The sequence below is a fragment of the Paenibacillus sp. FSL L8-0436 genome (assembly GCF_038593025.1).
GTDB lineage: Bacteria > Bacillota > Bacilli > Paenibacillales > Paenibacillaceae > Paenibacillus_AQ.
In genome coordinates this window covers 427058-442633 of record NZ_CP151955.1, presented here as the reverse complement: position 1 = coordinate 442633, position 15576 = coordinate 427058, and the positions used below count along the sequence as shown (strand labels likewise).

At 52.7% G+C, this 15576-nt stretch carries 15 protein-coding genes; 6 read left to right on the top strand and 9 right to left on the bottom strand.

Annotated elements, in window-relative coordinates:
• Window positions 1-7 precede the first annotated feature (7 nt).
• Genes NSS79_RS02085 through NSS79_RS02075 form a run of 3 tightly spaced genes read left to right on the top strand, consistent with a single transcriptional unit; the run spans window position 8 to window position 1921 of the window.
• Window positions 8-301, top strand: coding sequence for a thiamine-binding protein (locus NSS79_RS02085; protein WP_342438088.1), 294 nt, complete (start codon window positions 8-10; stop codon window positions 299-301).
• Window positions 298-1059, top strand: a complete 762-nt coding sequence (locus tag NSS79_RS02080) for an ABC transporter permease (protein ID WP_038585149.1) — start codon at window positions 298-300, stop codon at window positions 1057-1059. The genes NSS79_RS02085 and NSS79_RS02080 overlap by 4 nt, the downstream gene beginning before the upstream one ends.
• A gap of 19 nt (window positions 1060-1078) precedes the next feature.
• Window positions 1079-1921, top strand: a complete 843-nt coding sequence (locus tag NSS79_RS02075) for an ABC transporter ATP-binding protein (RefSeq protein ID WP_342438087.1) — start codon at window positions 1079-1081, stop codon at window positions 1919-1921.
• A gap of 395 nt (window positions 1922-2316) precedes the next feature.
• On the opposite strand, the gene NSS79_RS02070 is transcribed toward NSS79_RS02075, so the two are convergent.
• The 6 genes from NSS79_RS02070 to NSS79_RS02045 all read right to left on the bottom strand — a co-directional run bounded on the left by NSS79_RS02070 (window position 2317) and on the right by NSS79_RS02045 (window position 8129).
• Window positions 2317-2919 (bottom strand): response regulator transcription factor, encoded by a 603-nt coding sequence (locus NSS79_RS02070; RefSeq protein ID WP_038585146.1) that lies wholly within the window; start codon window positions 2917-2919, stop codon window positions 2317-2319.
• The gene (locus NSS79_RS02065) at window positions 2916-4043 is read right to left on the bottom strand and encodes a sensor histidine kinase (RefSeq protein WP_342438086.1); all 1128 of its coding nucleotides are present in this window, start codon (window positions 4041-4043) and stop codon (window positions 2916-2918) included. The genes NSS79_RS02070 and NSS79_RS02065 overlap by 4 nt, the downstream gene beginning before the upstream one ends.
• 27 nt (window positions 4044-4070) lie before the next feature.
• The gene (locus NSS79_RS02060; RefSeq protein ID WP_342438085.1) at window positions 4071-4808 is read right to left on the bottom strand and encodes an ABC transporter permease; all 738 of its coding nucleotides are present in this window, start codon (window positions 4806-4808) and stop codon (window positions 4071-4073) included.
• Window positions 4805-5719, bottom strand: a complete 915-nt coding sequence (locus NSS79_RS02055; protein ID WP_342440289.1) for an ABC transporter ATP-binding protein — start codon at window positions 5717-5719, stop codon at window positions 4805-4807. The genes NSS79_RS02060 and NSS79_RS02055 overlap by 4 nt, the downstream gene beginning before the upstream one ends.
• 208 nt (window positions 5720-5927) lie before the next feature.
• On the bottom strand, window positions 5928-6677 hold the full coding sequence (nfsA, locus tag NSS79_RS02050; protein ID WP_342438084.1) for an oxygen-insensitive NADPH nitroreductase: 750 nt from the start codon (window positions 6675-6677) through the stop codon (window positions 5928-5930).
• A gap of 108 nt (window positions 6678-6785) precedes the next feature.
• A complete protein-coding gene (locus tag NSS79_RS02045) occupies window positions 6786-8129 on the bottom strand; it encodes a PLP-dependent aminotransferase family protein (protein WP_342438083.1) in 1344 nt (447 codons plus the stop codon).
• 205 nt (window positions 8130-8334) lie between these two features.
• Between NSS79_RS02045 and NSS79_RS02040 the strand changes: the two genes are divergently transcribed.
• Entirely contained in the window at window positions 8335-9255 is a 921-nt protein-coding gene (locus tag NSS79_RS02040) for a DMT family transporter (RefSeq protein ID WP_342438082.1), read from the top strand.
• A gap of 69 nt (window positions 9256-9324) precedes the next feature.
• On the opposite strand, the gene NSS79_RS02035 is transcribed toward NSS79_RS02040, so the two are convergent.
• From NSS79_RS02035 to NSS79_RS02025, 3 genes are all read right to left on the bottom strand, one after another.
• Window positions 9325-11778 (bottom strand): heavy metal translocating P-type ATPase, encoded by a 2454-nt coding sequence (locus NSS79_RS02035; protein WP_342438081.1) that lies wholly within the window; start codon window positions 11776-11778, stop codon window positions 9325-9327.
• Window positions 11779-11893: 115 nt separating this feature from the next.
• Window positions 11894-12094 (bottom strand): copper ion binding protein, encoded by a 201-nt coding sequence (locus NSS79_RS02030; protein WP_038585127.1) that lies wholly within the window; start codon window positions 12092-12094, stop codon window positions 11894-11896.
• Between the two features lie 124 nt (window positions 12095-12218).
• A complete protein-coding gene (locus tag NSS79_RS02025; protein WP_038585124.1) occupies window positions 12219-12560 on the bottom strand; it encodes a metal-sensitive transcriptional regulator in 342 nt (113 codons plus the stop codon).
• A 172-nt stretch (window positions 12561-12732) separates the two neighbouring features.
• Here NSS79_RS02025 and NSS79_RS02020 point away from each other — a divergent pair, with 172 nt between their 5' ends.
• Together NSS79_RS02020 and NSS79_RS02015 are read left to right on the top strand one after the other, a co-directional pair.
• On the top strand, window positions 12733-13320 hold the full coding sequence (locus NSS79_RS02020; protein ID WP_342438080.1) for a DUF5317 domain-containing protein: 588 nt from the start codon (window positions 12733-12735) through the stop codon (window positions 13318-13320).
• A 256-nt stretch (window positions 13321-13576) separates the two neighbouring features.
• Window positions 13577-15415, top strand: a complete 1839-nt coding sequence (locus NSS79_RS02015) for a diguanylate cyclase (protein ID WP_342438079.1) — start codon at window positions 13577-13579, stop codon at window positions 15413-15415.
• Window positions 15416-15576: the final 161 nt, after the last annotated feature.

The window sequence follows — 15576 nt, the reverse complement described above, 5'->3', positions numbered from 1 at the left end:
ATATATTGTGGCCAATACATTGCTAAGCATTCAGGTAATTCCCAAAACTCCGAACAACGAGGATTCGATTCCTTACGTGGACAAAGCGATCGAAGTGATTCAGAAATCCGGTGTAAAACATCAGGTGAACCCGCTGGAGACCACGATGGAGGGCGAAATCACCGAGCTGCTTGAGGTTGTGCGCCAGATGCATGAAGCGCTGATTGCAGCAGGCAGTCCGAGCGTCATCTCCCAGATCAAAATCGCCCATAACCCGAATGGAATCAGCATGGACAAGCTGACGGAGAAATACCGGCCGTGAGATCGTATTGGAAACAGATTTGGCCGCCCCTTGTGGCGGTCGTCTTTTTTCTGGGGTTATGGCAAGTTTCGGTATCCCTGTTCCATATCGAGTCATGGATCCTTCCCAGCCCAAGCGATATCGCCCGGGAAACCTCTGGCAATGCTTCCGGCATTTGGGCACATACAGCGGCTACGCTGCGCCTTACCCTGATCGGCTTCCCCATCGGCACAGGCGTGGGTCTTATTGTTGCCCTGCTGCTGCATCTGCTGCCTTGGCTCAAGAGAGCGCTCTACCCGCTGCTCATTCTCAGTCAAAATGTGCCCTCCATTGCGCTCGCGCCGCTGCTGATTATCTGGTTCGGCTTCGGGCTGCTGCCGAAGATTGTGCTGATTACGCTTGTCTGCTTCTTCCCGGTTTCAGTCGCCGCCATGGGCGGCCTGATGCAAAGCGACCGGACCATGCTGAACTATATGAAGATGGCCGGCGCGAACAAATGGCAGATCTTCACCAAGCTGGAGCTTCCGGGCTCCCTGCCCGCCCTGTTCTCGGGGCTTAAAATTTCGGCCACCTATGCCGTAATGGGCGCTGTTGTCGCGGAATGGATCGGCGCTGACAAGGGCATCGGCTACTACATGCTGCTGCAAAAATCCGCTTACCGCACAGACCGCGTATTCGTCGCCATTGCCATTATCGTGCTGCTCAGTCTTGTGCTGTTCGCACTTATCGCGCTTCTGGAGAAATGGCTGGTGCGCTGGAAACCGCGCAAAAGTTCCTAGAAAAGGAGGATGGCCGACAATGCCGCATATTACAGATAACCCGCCATCCGGCACTGAAGCAGCCGGCATTCCTGAATCCAGGACCTTACCGCCTGCACTTGAGGTAAATGGAATCTCCAAAACCTTCACCCACCGCCGCCGCGAAACCCGCGTGCTGGATAACGTATCCTTAACAGTGCAGCCGCAGGAATTCGTCTCGATTGTCGGACCCTCAGGCTGCGGAAAAAGCACTTTATTCCATATTATCGGGGGCCTGGAGCTGCCGGATGCCGGAACGGTAAGCATGAACGGCAACCTTGTTACAGGGCAGCGCGGAGAGATCAGCTATATGCCGCAGCAGCCCGCGCTGTTCCCTTGGCGGAGCATCGAGGACAACGTCCTGCTCGCCGGTGAGCTTAAGGGCGCGCCGCAGGCTGCGGCGCGGGAAACCGCCCGCCATTGGCTGGCCAAGGTCGGCCTTGGCGGCTTCGAGCGGGCCTACCCGCATATGCTGTCGGGCGGCATGCAGCAGCGGGCTGCCTTCCTGCGGGCGCTGCTCGCGCCGCAGGAGCTGATGCTGCTGGACGAGCCGTTCAGCGCACTGGATGCGCTGACGCGCAGCGAAATGCAGCGCTGGCTGCTGGAGCTGTGGGAGGAGAACCGCCGCTCCGTGCTGTTCATCACCCACAACATTGAAGAAGCACTGCTGCTCTCCAGCCGCATCTATGTGTTCTCCGGACGTCCCGGCTCCGTCCTGCATACGGTCGATGTCCCGTTTCCCCGGCCGCGCCGCGAGGAAATCGCCGATTCGCCGGAATTCCTCCAGCTCAAGCGCCAGCTGTCACAGTGGATGCGGGAAGAGCAGGCGAAGAGCGCCAAGTAATCTTAAGCGATATCCGCTTAACAGCCTGTACATTAAGACCAGCCGTCCGATGAACGGGACGGCTGGTCATATTAATATGTAGTTATTTCAAGATAACCACACCCGAATGCGATACTGATTCAGGCAGCGCAGGACTCCGCAACACAAACAAAAGGAACCACGCCCGCTATTTTCATATAAAACCTATTTTTATTGATTTAGAGGGAATTACTCCCTATATTATTCAATTACTAAGCCTTTTTTCCATTTTCCAAGGAATTACCGGTAGTAAATCCCTCTGATTGCCGCTCCATTAAGCATTCAACCTTAATAGAATTTATCCGGACGTAACCAGTAACAATCCACCTGTAGCACGCCCACCGCAGCATTCAGAAATATCAAGAGATAATAAACGCCTAAATCCAGCCCTTCTCCTCAGCCAGCCGTACGGCTTCGATCCGGCTTTTCACTTCCAGCTTGCCCAGAATTTCCGAGATGTAATTGCGTACCGTACCATAGGATAGGTGCAGACTCCCGGCAATTTCACCGGCCGTCTGCCCTGCTCCGGCCAGCCGCAGAATCTCCCGTTCACGGGAGGACAGCGGATTCTCTTCCCGCAGGCTGCCAAAGACCAGTTCCGGCGAGACCTCACGGTGCCCTTCCATGACGCGCCGGATCGCATCCGCCAGCTTGTCGACCGGCTCGTCCTTCAGCAGATAGCCCTGAATCCCGGCCTTTACGCCCCGTTCGAAATAGCCCGGCCGGGCAAAGGTCGTCAGGATAATGATCTTCGTCCGGCAGCCTTTGGCTTTCAGCAGCTCCGCCACCTCCAGCCCGCTCTTCAGCGGCATTTCGATGTCCATAAGACACACGTCCGGTTCCAGCCGCTCGATCAGCGCAAGCGCCTCCGCCCCGTCACCGGCCTCTCCGAGAACCTCAATGTCCTCCTCCAGGTCAAGCAGCGAGGCCATCGCTCCGCGCAGCAAACGCTGATCCTCGGCGATTACAATGCCTATCATGCCAATTCCCCCTCCTTATGTTCCTTGATAATCCTTGGAATCACTACAGATAATGCTGTCCCCCCGCCCGGATTGGAGCTTAATGTCATTGAGCCTTCAACGAGCGACAACCGCTCGGCCATCCCTTTCATTCCGTTGCCGTCGCGGCGTTCCCGTCCTGCTTCATCAGGAGTGAGGCCGATTCCGTTATCCTCAACGGTGATCCGCACTGCCCCCTCCGTCAGCGCAATTCTGATTCGGCAACGGGTGGCTCGGCTATGCTTCACTATATTCGTCACCGCCTCCTTGATGCAGAGGCTGAGGATATTTTGTGTCAGGTCAGGCACGTCCTCCAGCGACACCTCCCCCTGCACTTCAAGGGCGATCTCCGCAGCCCGCAACATTTTCCCGGCCTCTGCCAGTTCCTCGGCCACGGTAACTGCCCGCATCTCCGAGACCAGCTCGCGAACCTGGCGCAGTGCCGCACGCGAGGTGCGCTGAATCTCCCTGGCTTCGGCCTGCGCGCGCTCCGGGTCCTTGGCGACAAGCCTCTCGACAAGCTGGCTTTTCAATGTAATCAGCGACAGGGTATGACCCATCGTATCATGCAGGTCCCGGGCGATCCGCATCCGCTCTTCGCGTTTGACCAGCTCCTCGATGACTTCATTCGCCTGATCCAGCTGTTTCTCCAGTATTTTCCTACGGCCTAGAGATTTTATCCCAAACGGAGAGACCAGCATGATAATTAAAAAAGGAAAAAAGAACAGCAGGTCATGCAGATTCATCCCCCATGCCGCTATAACCAGCGGTACCAGAATCACACCGCAAAAAACTACATAGGCTATCTTGAACTCTCTCTTACCGGCATACCAGCCGACAAAGTTGGAAGAGAAAAAGCCCATAAAAAAATTAACCGGGTTGTAGCATAGGCTCAGCACCACAATCAGCAGCATTTGCAGCCCCAGCCAGTAGTTAAAGGCTTTGTCACCGGCCCAGTATAACTGGCGGTATGTCACGGCGAAGAGCAGCAGCAAAGCTGCTCCAATGATCAGCTTTAGGCCCCGCTCCTCCTGTAGATTAAAGGCCGGAAGCAACAAATAGAACATCCATACAAAAGGGAAAAAACCGTATTTTTGCGGGAACAACCGAAACTTCCTGCCTGACAACATGCATTACACCGCTTCCTGTTTTTTTCGAATATACAGCGATAGTAACATAAATATTGCCAGATAGCCGAGCAAAATCAGCACACCGCTACACTGTGGATGGCCACCCCGTACAATCTCCCACGCCCCGTTTCCATAATTATAAGAAGGCAGCCAGCGGCCGATCCGCTGCATCAGCTCCGGAAGAATATCCAGCGGCATCCACATGCCGCCGGCCAGCGCCAGCCCCATATAGAGCACATTGCTGACACCGCTTGCCGTATCTACCCGTTTCATAAAGCCGACAAGTGTGCCCAGCGCCAGAAAAGGCAGGGAGGCGACAACAATCCATAATCCGCTGAACAGCCACTGCCCTGCAGTCAGGGACACCCCGTTCATCAAATAACCGGCGGCAAATATGCATACCACGGAGAAAAGCTGCATAATCATCTGAGCAAACATTTTGCCGATGAAATAGACATAGGACGGCAGCGGAGTAATGCGGATAAAGGTGTTCCAGCCCTGGGTCCGCTCCTGCACAAGCCGGATGCCAAGCGTCATGATCGCTGACCCCATTACACTGAACGCCGCCATCGACATCAGATAATGAGCCTGCCAGAGGGCCGCGTCGTCCATGCCTGTATTCACCACTTTAGTGAAGATGAAATAGAACATGATCGGCATGACCAGCGACCAGAAAACATAATAAGGATTGCGGAAGATCCGCAGCAGCTCGGACTTGCATTGGTTGACAATTAGTTTCATAGCTTGACGCCCTCCTCCGGTTGAATCGTCAATTGCTCAAAGGCCTCATCCAGCCGGCCCTGGTCGATGCGTACATCCTTCACTTCAAGCCCGCCGGTAAAAATAGCCCGGAGCGCCTCGTCCGTATTCTCTGTCGTGACCACAATCCGGCCGTCCTTATCGTACATTTCCTCGACTGCCGCCAATTGCCGCAGCCGTCCGCGCAGCTCTTCAGGATCGCCTGCAGCCAGAAAGGACAGGGATTGCCGCACAATCCTCCCCTTAATCTCATCCGGGCTGCCGTCCGCCACCAGAGCGCCGCGGCTGAACAGCAGAATCCGGTCGGCAATATCCTCGGCCTCCTGCAGATAGTGGGTCGTGAAGAGGATCGTCTTTCCTTCAGCGGCCAGTCCGCGCACCCTGTCCCAGAAATGCCGCCGCGCTGTAATATCCATCCCGACTGTCGGCTCGTCAAAGAACAGCAGATCCGGGTTGCCCGCCAGGGCCAGCGCGAAATTCAGGCTGCGTCTCTGTCCGCCGGAGAGCTTCTCGGCATACCGCTGCAGATCGGCCTTGGCAAGGCCCGTCGCCTGCAGCAGAACCTCCATAGCCATTGGCTGCGGGTAATAGCTGCGGATCAGAGCGATGATCTCCCGGACCTTCAGCCGGTCCATTACGCTTACTTCCTGCAGCATGGCCCCCGTTTTTTCCCGGACCAACCGGCTCCCGGGCGGAAGCCCGAACACCTTTATGCTGCCTTCCGTCTGCTCCTTCAGTCCAAGCAGCATGGATAACACGGTCGTTTTCCCCGCCCCGTTAGGCCCCAGAATCGCAGTAACCGAACCCCTGCCAATCTTGAAGCTAATGCCATCCACCGCTTTTTTTCCGTGAAATATTTTACTTACCCCATCCATTTCGATCACTTTGTCTATACCGTCCATGTCCGTTCCCCCCGTATCTTAAGCCCTGATCTATATTTCTATGGTATAAAAAACGGGGAAATGAGATCAGTATGGACTGTCATTCCTTTGAGATGACAACTGTCACCTTGCTCATAAACGCATAGCAAAGAGCCCCACACCAAATTGCAAGCATTTGGCATGAGGCTCTTTGCATCGCTTCAAGAAGCTTATAACCAGGCTATTTTTGCATAAATCCCTTTTCTTGCAGGAATTCCTTCATATGCATGCGGGCCGGCTCTGCAAAACGTTTAGCCATCATAGCCGACCAGGGTGCATCACTCTGTCCGCCCGTCCGCTCGCGCATATAGGCACTCGTCACTTCGTCATAAGCTGCAACCTGCCCGGCAGTTTTGGCCTTGTCGTAGCCGTTCCGGTGCAGTACAGCTTCCAGCGGAAGACGCGGACGAAGTCCGGAGGCCCCGGCAGGATAACCGAGACACATGCCGAATACCGGATAGACCCGTTCAGGCAGATTCAGCAGCTCCGACAACTCGGCGATATTGTTGCGGACTCCGCCGATGTAGACGATGCCCATGCCTAGTGATTCTGCGGCAATGGCAGCGTTCTGCGCTGCAAGCGCTGCGTCAACGGTGGCAACAATGAAATTCTCGGTGGAATCGAAGGATTCGGCTGATTGCAAATGAGGTGCCGTTGTTTCATGCAGCCGGTACAGATCGGCACACCAGACTAGAAAGACCGGACACTGCTCAATATAAGCCTGATTGCCCGAGAGGACGGCAAGCTGTGCTTTAAGCCCGGGCTCAGTGACTGCAATGACACTATAGGCCTGGACATTGCTGGAGGTCGAAGCCATCTGGCCTGCGCCGATGATGGCAGCAAGCTGTTCTTCACTTACCGGCTTGTCCAGGTACTGGCGGACGGAGACATGCTGATTTAATAATTCAAGGGTTTCGTTATTCGGTTTCATGATCTGTTCGCCTCTCTTTTCTCCTTATTAGCACTTCGTTCTTTTCTGGACTTCAAGTATATTATGAACACAAATCAGTACATAAACAAATGAATACAGACCTCACTTTTACCATCCGCCCCCGCGCTTCACTTCCTGGACAATGGCCTTAACACCTTCATCGATCTGGTCCAGCCGGGCACGTGAAATACTGATCCGCATAAACTTCTCCCGATTCCCGTAACCGGTCATATAGAATCCCTTGCCTGATACGACGCTGATCTTTCTCTGCGCGAGCCGCTTGACCACACGATCCAAATTCACTGTCTCCAGCAGCTTATACTGCATGTAGATCCCGGAGCTGTCCGAAGACACTTCAATCAGACCTTCCGTATTGTGCCGCTGGAGTGCCTCGTACATTGCGCTGATTCTTTCGGCATACTGAGCTTTTATTTTGTGCTTGTGATGCTCATACATGCCATTCCTGATATACACCTCAAGGGCTGCTTGGGACAATAACGAATTGTCCGTGTATCCTTTATACGCGCAGAATGTCTTAAACAGGGTTTCCGGCACAACAGCCGCACCCAGCCGGAGACCCGGAAAAATGATTTTGGAATAGCTTTTCAAATAAATAACATGTGAAGTCTGGTCATACGCATAAATAGGATCAAAGCGCCGCTCTGCACCCAGGTCTGCCATATAATCATCCTCAACGATGTACACATCGTATTTGCCGGCCAACCGGGCAATGGCTTTCCGTTCCTCCGTACTGAGAGAGGTTCCGAGCGGATTATGATATCTGGGCATGGTATAAAAGAATTTGATTCCCCCGCCGCTGAACCTCTCCTCCAGCTCCCGCAGATCAATGCCGGCTGCCGAACGGGCAATCCCGCTCACCGGCATCCCCTCCGCCTCCAAATAACGCAGGTACAGATCATATCCGGGCTGTTCAACAAGGATTTCTGTCCCGCCATTCGGAAATGGCATCTTGGCCAGCACCTCCAGCGCCTGCTGGGTTCCCGAAGTGATGATGATCTGCCCCACCTTGGCAAAGACCTGATATTCGGCCAGATGGGGCACAAGAGTCTGGCGCAGCGTACCCAGTCCCAGCGTATCTCCATAGGTGAACAAGTGGTATTTGTGCCTGTCAATCGCTTTATTGAGACAATGCTGAAAATCCAAATACGGGAACACATTCAGATCGGGCGAGGCCGAGGCAAAATCAATCGTCTCACTGCCCCTGGCAGGTCCCGCATCTTCAGACCTTTCAACCATGTAGTATCCGCTCTGCGGAATAGAATAAATCGCATGTTGTCTTTCCAGCTCCCCGTATGCCCGCAGAATAGTGCTGATGCTGCAGCCGTAGAATTCTGCACTGCTACGCACAGAGGGCAGTTTTTGCCCCGGGCTGTATTGCCCCTCTCTGATCCGGTTTTCCATGTCGGACAAGACCGAAAGATACTTTTTCATGATGCGCCTCCTGAATGGCCTTCTACACTAACTGTAAGTTCATGTTACCACTATTCGTCTCTATTCATTATATAGCAATCAACGAACTGTATCGGTACAGTCATGGAAAAACAGTATTGTTCGGGCAGGCATTTCCCTTTAATTTTAAAGTAACAGATAAGACGTTTAGACGATCCTGTCCTGTTAACGAAAAGGAGATGCTACTATGCCGCAAAAAGGACTTAAGCTGGCTTATATATTTGCCGTGCTTAACGCAGTTATTATCGGATTCTCATTCTTATTCACCAAAGTAGCGCTCGGTCATGCCGGACCGCTCGATACATTGACCTACCGCTTCGCGGCTTCGTTTATAGTGATGTCGATCCCGGTCGCCTTCGGCTGGGTCAAAATATCCTACAGCGGCAAGCCAATTGGTAAAGCGCTGCTGCTGGCAGCCATGTACCCGCTCGGATTCTTCACCCTCCAGGTATTCGGACTCCAGCATGCCACCTCTGCCGAGGGAGGAATTCTCTATTCTTTCACCCCGGTTGTGACGATGATCATCGCCTCTATATTCTTGAAAGAGCGCACGACGCTTCTGCAGAAGCTGTGTATCTTCCTGTCCGTATTCGGCGTTGTGTTCATCTTTATTATGAAAGGGAGCAGTATTAATCTGTCCAACATGACCGGGATTGTGTTGTTATTCCTGACCTGTCTGGCCTTTGCCGGATACAGCGTACTGGCCCGGTCACTCTCCAAGCATTTCAGCCCCGCTGAACTCAGCTATTTAATGATGGGAATTGGCTTCGCCACATTCCTGATCATTTCGCTTACCGGACACGTGTCCAGCGGCACGCTTGGCGATTTCTTCAAACCGCTCGGCAGCAGCACCTTTATCTTGTCTACCCTTTACTTGGGTATTATAGCGTCGCTCGTCACCACCCTAACATCAACCTATATTTTGTCCAAAATCGAAGCTTCCCTTACGAGTGTGTTCACCAATCTCTCGACCATCGTCTCCATTGCGGCCGGGGCGGTCTTTCTCGGGGAAAACATCACTGTGTATCACTGGATCGGATCGTTCCTGATTATTGCAGGAGTTATTGGCACCAACCGTCTGGGACGCAAGAAAGCCGCCGGGGCTTAATGCCCGGCGGCTTTTTTTTCGTTCTGCTCCAAGAATGGAGCATTCCCCTTGTGGAGAAAATCATGAGATTTACAGCTTGACCCGCTGCAGCCGCAGCGCATTCAGCACGACCGATACAGAGCTGAAGGCCATTGCCGCACCGGCAAGCCATGGCGCCAGAAAGCCCAGCGCAGCAATCGGTATCCCAATGGTATTGTAAGCAAGCGCCCAGAACAAATTCTGCTTAATATTGGTCATGGTTTTGCGGCTCATCAGGATCGCATCCGGAATGCTCATCAGATCGCCCCGCATGAGGGTAATATCCGCTGCTTCCATCGCTACGTCGGTGCCGGTACCAATAGCCATACCGGTATCGGCAGTGGCCAGGGCAGGGGCATCATTGATGCCGTCCCCGACCATCGCCACCTTGGTTCCCCCGCTCTGCAGCCTGCGGATCTCGGCAGCCTTCCCTTCCGGCAGCACCTCGGCCAGCACCGTACGGATGCCGGCCTGCCCGGCAATGGCCTCGGCTGTGAGCTTGTTGTCTCCCGTAATCATGACCACTTCAATGCCCATATCATGCAGCTTGGCTACGGCAGCCCGCGAAGTATCCTTGATGGTATCGGCAACCGCGACAATCCCGGCAATGGCCCCGTCCACGGATACCAGCATCGCCGTCTTGCCTTCCTGCTCCAGCTTCTGCATCAGCCCGGTCCACGGCCCGGTGTCTGCACCGCTTTCTTCCATCATCCGCCGTGTTCCCACACGGATGCTCTGGCCGTCAACCACCGCAGAAATGCCGCGTCCCGGCACCGCCTCAAACTGCTCGGCACCCGGCAGGTCCAGGCTTCTTTCCGCGGCACCAGCCACGATGGCTTCCGCCAGCGGATGCTCCGACAGCTTCTCAGCAGCCGCCGTAACGGACAACAGCCGGTTCTCGGCCAGTACTCTGCCATGTGCAGCGATTCCCGTTGTCGTAATAATATCCGTCAGCACCGGCTTGCCGCTGGTTACAGTTCCCGTCTTATCCAGCACAACGGTCTTGATCCCCTGCGCGGCTTCAAGATGTTCTCCGCCCTTGAACAGAATCCCGAATTCAGCCGCCCGTCCCGATCCGGCCATAATGGAGGTTGGTGTAGCCAGACCCAGCGCACAAGGACAGGCGATAACCAGTACAGCAATGGCTTTCTCCAGTGCATCGGCGAACTGGCCCGGCGCTCCCCAGATATACCAGACTCCAAAGGTTACAGCGGCAATTACGACCACTATCGGCACAAAGATGCCGGAAATCACATCGGCAATCCGCTGAATCGGAGCCTTGGAACCTTGCGCTTCCTCCACTACTCTGATGATTTGCGCCAGGGCGGTGTCACGGCCAACTTTGAGTGCCTTAATCTTCAGTATTCCGTTCTTGTTCAGTGTTGCCCCAATGACAGTATCTCCCGGCTTCTTCTCTACCGGAATGCTCTCGCCTGTCAGCATGGATTCATCCACAGATGACAACCCTTCAACGACCTCGCCGTCTACCGGTACCTTGGTTCCCGGCTTAACCAGCACAATATCTCCCGGAATGACCTCTTCCACAGAAATGCTGAGCTCAACACCGTCACGGATGACCAGCGCCGTCTTAGCCTGCAGGCCCATCAGGCTTTTAATGGCGTCGGAGGAACGGCCCTTGGCCAGTGCTTCGAACCATTTGCCGACCAGAATCAGCGTAATCAGAATCGCGCTGGTCTCGTAATACAATTCCACCGAATGGCTCATGCCTGCCATCGACAAGGAATCTATCGTCAGGTACAGACTATAGAAATAAGCAGCCGAGGTGCCCAGAACAACCAGCACATCCATATTGGCACTGCCGTTCTTCAGCGCCTTATAGGCGCTGACATAGAACTGCCAGCCGATAATGAACTGCACAGGGGTCGCCAGCACAAGCTGGAACCAGGGGTTCATCAATATATCCGGTGCCGGAATCCATGAAGTGAAGGAGAAATGCGCCGCCATCGCCCAGAGCAGGGGAAAGGACAGAACTGCGGAAATGATCCATTTATTCCGCTTGCGCACAATTTCCCGGCTGCGCTGATCGGCCGTGTCCTTGCGGTCCTGTTTCAGCGCAGCCTTATATCCGATGCTGCTTACTTTCTCCATGATCTCAGCCGTGCTGATGTTTCCGGGTGTATATTCCACATGCGCCGTCTCCAGGGCCAGATTCACATTGACCGCCGCGATTCCAGGCATGCGCCCAACCACCTTCTCAATCCTTGCCGAGCAAGCGGCACAGGTCATTCCTGTAATATCAAAATCTGCCGACTCCTTCAGCGTATCGTATCCCAGCGAGCGGATCTTCTCTTCAATTTGCGGCAATCCCGCTACCGCTGGATCAAAGCCCACTGTCGCTTGCTCCAGTGCCAAGTTTACGTTGGCCCGCGATACCCCCTCCATCCGGGATAGCCCCTTCTCGATCCGGGCCGCGCAAGCCGAGCAAGTCATGCCGGTAATCTGCAGCGTTGTCTGCTGCAGGCCGGATTCTGTCGTCTTCTCCACGATCTCCGCGCCTCCTCATACCCCTTAGGGGTATATTATTGTGTAAAAGAAAAGGCTGAAGCCTACGGAACCTGCAAAGTTCCCCCGCCCCAAGCCTCCTATTCATTCATCCGACTTAAACCACATCGTATCCTTGGTCCTCAATTGCTGTCTTAATCGCACTAAGGCTTACCTTGTTCTCATCGTATTCAACAGCGACAGTCTTCGCAGGCAGGTCGACTTTGGCGGCAGCGCCAAGACCGCTTACGGCTTTCTCCACAGCACTGACACAGTGACCGCAGGACATTCCTTCTACAGTTAACGTTACGTTTGACATATTAAAAACCTCCTAAAAGTTTTGTGAGCTTAACTTCATTGATTCTACTTCGTACAAAACTGTCTTCGAAAGCATACGCTTAGTTTTGTGAGCTTTACATCGTTGATTCTACTTCGTACAATCCTTATTTCATAAGCTTGTTAACCGTGATCAGCAGCTCATCAATAACCTCATGCTCACCGGCTTCAATGCGCTCAATAATACAGCTCTTCATATGTCCTTCAAGCAGCAGCTTTCCGACACCATTCAACGCAGCCTGTACTGCTGCAAGCTGATTAAGCACATCGTCACAGTAGGTATCCCGTTCAATCATGCCCTTGATGCCGCGAATCTGCCCTTCGATCCGGTTCAGGCGGGTCGTGAGCCCATTCTTGAATTCCGGTGAATGGTGGCTCTTGCGTTCTCCGGGGGTATGACAACTGCTATCACATGATTCAGGAGACAGCTTCTCTTCTTTTGGCGCCATCTACGCACCTCCTTGTATCCTGGCTGCTACTTAAGTCTAATATACCCCCCATGGGTATGTCAAGAAAAATCATTTTCCTAAAAAAAGGTATTTTGACGAAACATAACGAATGAAAGACTCAGGGGTCCATTTATTTCATATTTTCCATTCTTGAACAGAGGCAGGTAGGGTAATGGTTTACGATGGCATCATTCTTGGTCTAATTGTAGGGTTCTTCCGGGGCGGTTTAAGACACGGCCTCGTCCAGTTCAGCAACATTCAGCTCAAGGCAGGATGGATCTTCCCGCTGCTACTGGTATTCCAATTTTTTATGTATTATATTCAGGAGCGGTCGTCCACTGTAGCCGCAGCCAGCGGTTATATCTTTACCGCTGTGTATGTGGTTGGGCTGATTTTTTTATGGTTGAACCGGCACAACAAAGGATTCTGGCTCATTATGACGGGTGTATTCCTTAACTTCCTGGTTATGCTCGTCAACGGAGGGAGAATGCCGGTATCCTTTGAAGCGGCTTCTGTACTCGATCCGGTTTATCTGGAGATGCTGCAGAGCGGCGATGTGGTGACCAAGCACTATCTGCTTGACGCCTCAACACGCCTGCCGTTTCTTGGCGATATCATCCCCCTGTCCAGCCCTTATCCGCGTACCCAGGCGATCAGCATCGGAGATGTAGTGATGAATCTCGGGATTTTCCTCTACATTCTGTCGATAATGACACCGGCTGCTGCAGACCTGAAAACATTGCCCAAAGTACAGGGATAAGCCGTTAACCAAGTGAAAGGAGGAGTTCCCATGAAAAAGAAACTGGAAGGCATCAAATATTCCCGTCTTGCGATCAATGCTATTATTGTAGCTTCCGTAGTTATCGCTCTTACTTCGGGTTTCAGAATCGGCGGACACTAATTCCTCCACAAGAAGCAGGCTGAAAACAGCCTGCTTCTTTGCAAATTACTATTCATTTATCCCTAAAACCATTATTATGTACACAGGCACATTTTGTTAATAAAGAGGGGTAATCATGACCAAGCTTAAAACGTTTGCAGGCAATATTAATTCAGGCCATATCTATGCACTGCTCATATCCCTTCTGGGAGTAGCGCTTTTCACGTATAGCAATCATTTGGAATTTCTGCAGTATCCAACCCCAAGGTGGGTATGGATTTATGCGCTTACCGGAGCCAGTTTAATACTCACCTTTTCCCTGGTGCAGCTTCCTCCGGAGGGCAACGAACTGACCATGGAATCAGCGGTGTATTTGGCCTGCATTTTTGTCTTTGGCGGCTCTACCACTTTGACTGTTCTTCTTCTCAACTGCCTGATCTTTTTCTTTTTTGACACAAGCACCAGCTGGTGGAAACACCTGACGAATTTCTCGATTTACTCGATTATGATCTGTCTTTCTTCCTACACCTTTGATTTGTTTGGAGGACATCCCGGACCGCTGATCAATGACGAACTGCCGGCTTATCTGATGACACTTGCTGTCTATTTTATAGGTAACACCCTCTTGATCGGACTATATTACTACATCATATATAAAGGCACCCTTTATGAGACGATTAAGGATATTATAAAAGATTCTTTCGTCGTTTATCTGTGCACATTGGTTCTTTCTCTGGTTCTCGTTGTACTGATCGTCCATAACAGCTTTTTCGGGCTTGTCCTATTCTTGTGCCTGAGCACGCTGCTCTGCTACTCCTTCAAGAGATTGTTCTCCATGTACCGCAGCATTGAGGAACGGGCCAATACCGATCAGCGGACCGGGCTATTCAATCACAGCTACTTTGAGGAAGCTTTGGAACAGGAAATCCAGAAATCAAGGGCATCGGGCGTTCCGCTTTCGCTCGCCATGATCGACCTTGACGACTTCAAGAAATATAATGACCATTTCGGCCATCTGCAGGGGGACAAGCTGATCGCATTTGTCGGTGAGACGCTTAAGAGCGAAGCCCAGCAGCATGGGATTATTGCCGCCCGCTATGGCGGTGAGGAATTTACGCTGCTCATGCCGGCCTACGATATCCTGCAAGCCCGTGTCTACATCGACCAGCTGCGCAAAAAGCTGAACAACAGCCGGTTTGACGGCGTTGAAATTTTCCCGCTTGGCTGCCTCGCCTTTTCCGCCGGCATTGCCTCCTGCACCAGCGATATCCACGATAAATCACAGCTCGTCGACCAGGCCGACCAGGCTCTCTACTATTCCAAGCGCCAGGGCAAGAATACAGTGCATACGTATGGAGCATACTCCTCACTGGAGCAGGAGCTTGACTTTAGCCAGGATGTACGCGACATCGAGCAGCAGCTGAACCTGTTTATGTATAAGGATATGGAGACCTTCCGCCACTCCAAACGCGTATTCCGCTATGCGATGGATATCAGTGAGCTGCTCGAAATCGACGCCCTTGCCAAAAGAAACTTCACACTCGGCGCGCTGATCCATGATATCGGCAAGCTGGAAATTCCGTGGGGCATCCTCAACAAGAAAGACAAGCTGGAGCCTGAGGAGTGGGAAATGGTCAAGTGGCATGTCACCTGGGGCAAAAAAATGGCGCTCACCAACGACAAATTCAAGGATCTCGCCCCCTACATCGAGCTGCATCACGAACGGTATGACGGCAAGGGATATCCCTACGGGTTTAAGGGTGAAGAAATTCCCCGCTTATGCCGGATGCTGACCATTATCGATTCCTTTGATGCCATGACTACGGAAAGGCCCTACCAGCCAACCAAGTCCGTGGAGGAGGCGATCATTGAGCTGAGAGCTTGTGCGGGTAGCCAATTCGACCCTGAACTGACTGAATTTTTCATTACCTATATTGAAGCCAGAGAGCTTAGCGCCGGAGATGCAGCTATATAGTTGCAGAGTTCCCCGGCCGTAGCTCTTTTTTTTGTTCCCTCGTCTAGAAGCCCCCAATCCTGACCACAATACAAAAAGCTATACTTTAATTACTTAATTCCCCCCTAAAAAAATAACTCTTGCCCCCCTATTCAAATTTGAATATAATGAATTCTGTTCCA

Coding starts and splice junctions, on each gene's coding strand:
- nfsA (WP_342438084.1), bottom strand. CDS start 6,677: ATGAAACCGAATAACGAAACCCTTGAATTATTAAATCAGCATGTCTCC.
- NSS79_RS02025 (WP_038585124.1), bottom strand. CDS start 12,560: ATGGCGCCAAAAGAAGAGAAGCTGTCTCCTGAATCATGTGATAGCAGT.
- NSS79_RS02070 (WP_038585146.1), bottom strand. CDS start 2,919: ATGATAGGCATTGTAATCGCCGAGGATCAGCGTTTGCTGCGCGGAGCG.
- NSS79_RS02030 (WP_038585127.1), bottom strand. CDS start 12,094: ATGTCAAACGTAACGTTAACTGTAGAAGGAATGTCCTGCGGTCACTGT.
- NSS79_RS02015 (WP_342438079.1), top strand. CDS start 13,577: ATGACCAAGCTTAAAACGTTTGCAGGCAATATTAATTCAGGCCATATC.
- NSS79_RS02075 (WP_342438087.1), top strand. CDS start 1,079: ATGCCGCATATTACAGATAACCCGCCATCCGGCACTGAAGCAGCCGGC.
- NSS79_RS02045 (WP_342438083.1), bottom strand. CDS start 8,129: ATGAAAAAGTATCTTTCGGTCTTGTCCGACATGGAAAACCGGATCAGA.
- NSS79_RS02040 (WP_342438082.1), top strand. CDS start 8,335: ATGCCGCAAAAAGGACTTAAGCTGGCTTATATATTTGCCGTGCTTAAC.
- NSS79_RS02060 (WP_342438085.1), bottom strand. CDS start 4,808: ATGAAACTAATTGTCAACCAATGCAAGTCCGAGCTGCTGCGGATCTTC.
- NSS79_RS02020 (WP_342438080.1), top strand. CDS start 12,733: ATGGTTTACGATGGCATCATTCTTGGTCTAATTGTAGGGTTCTTCCGG.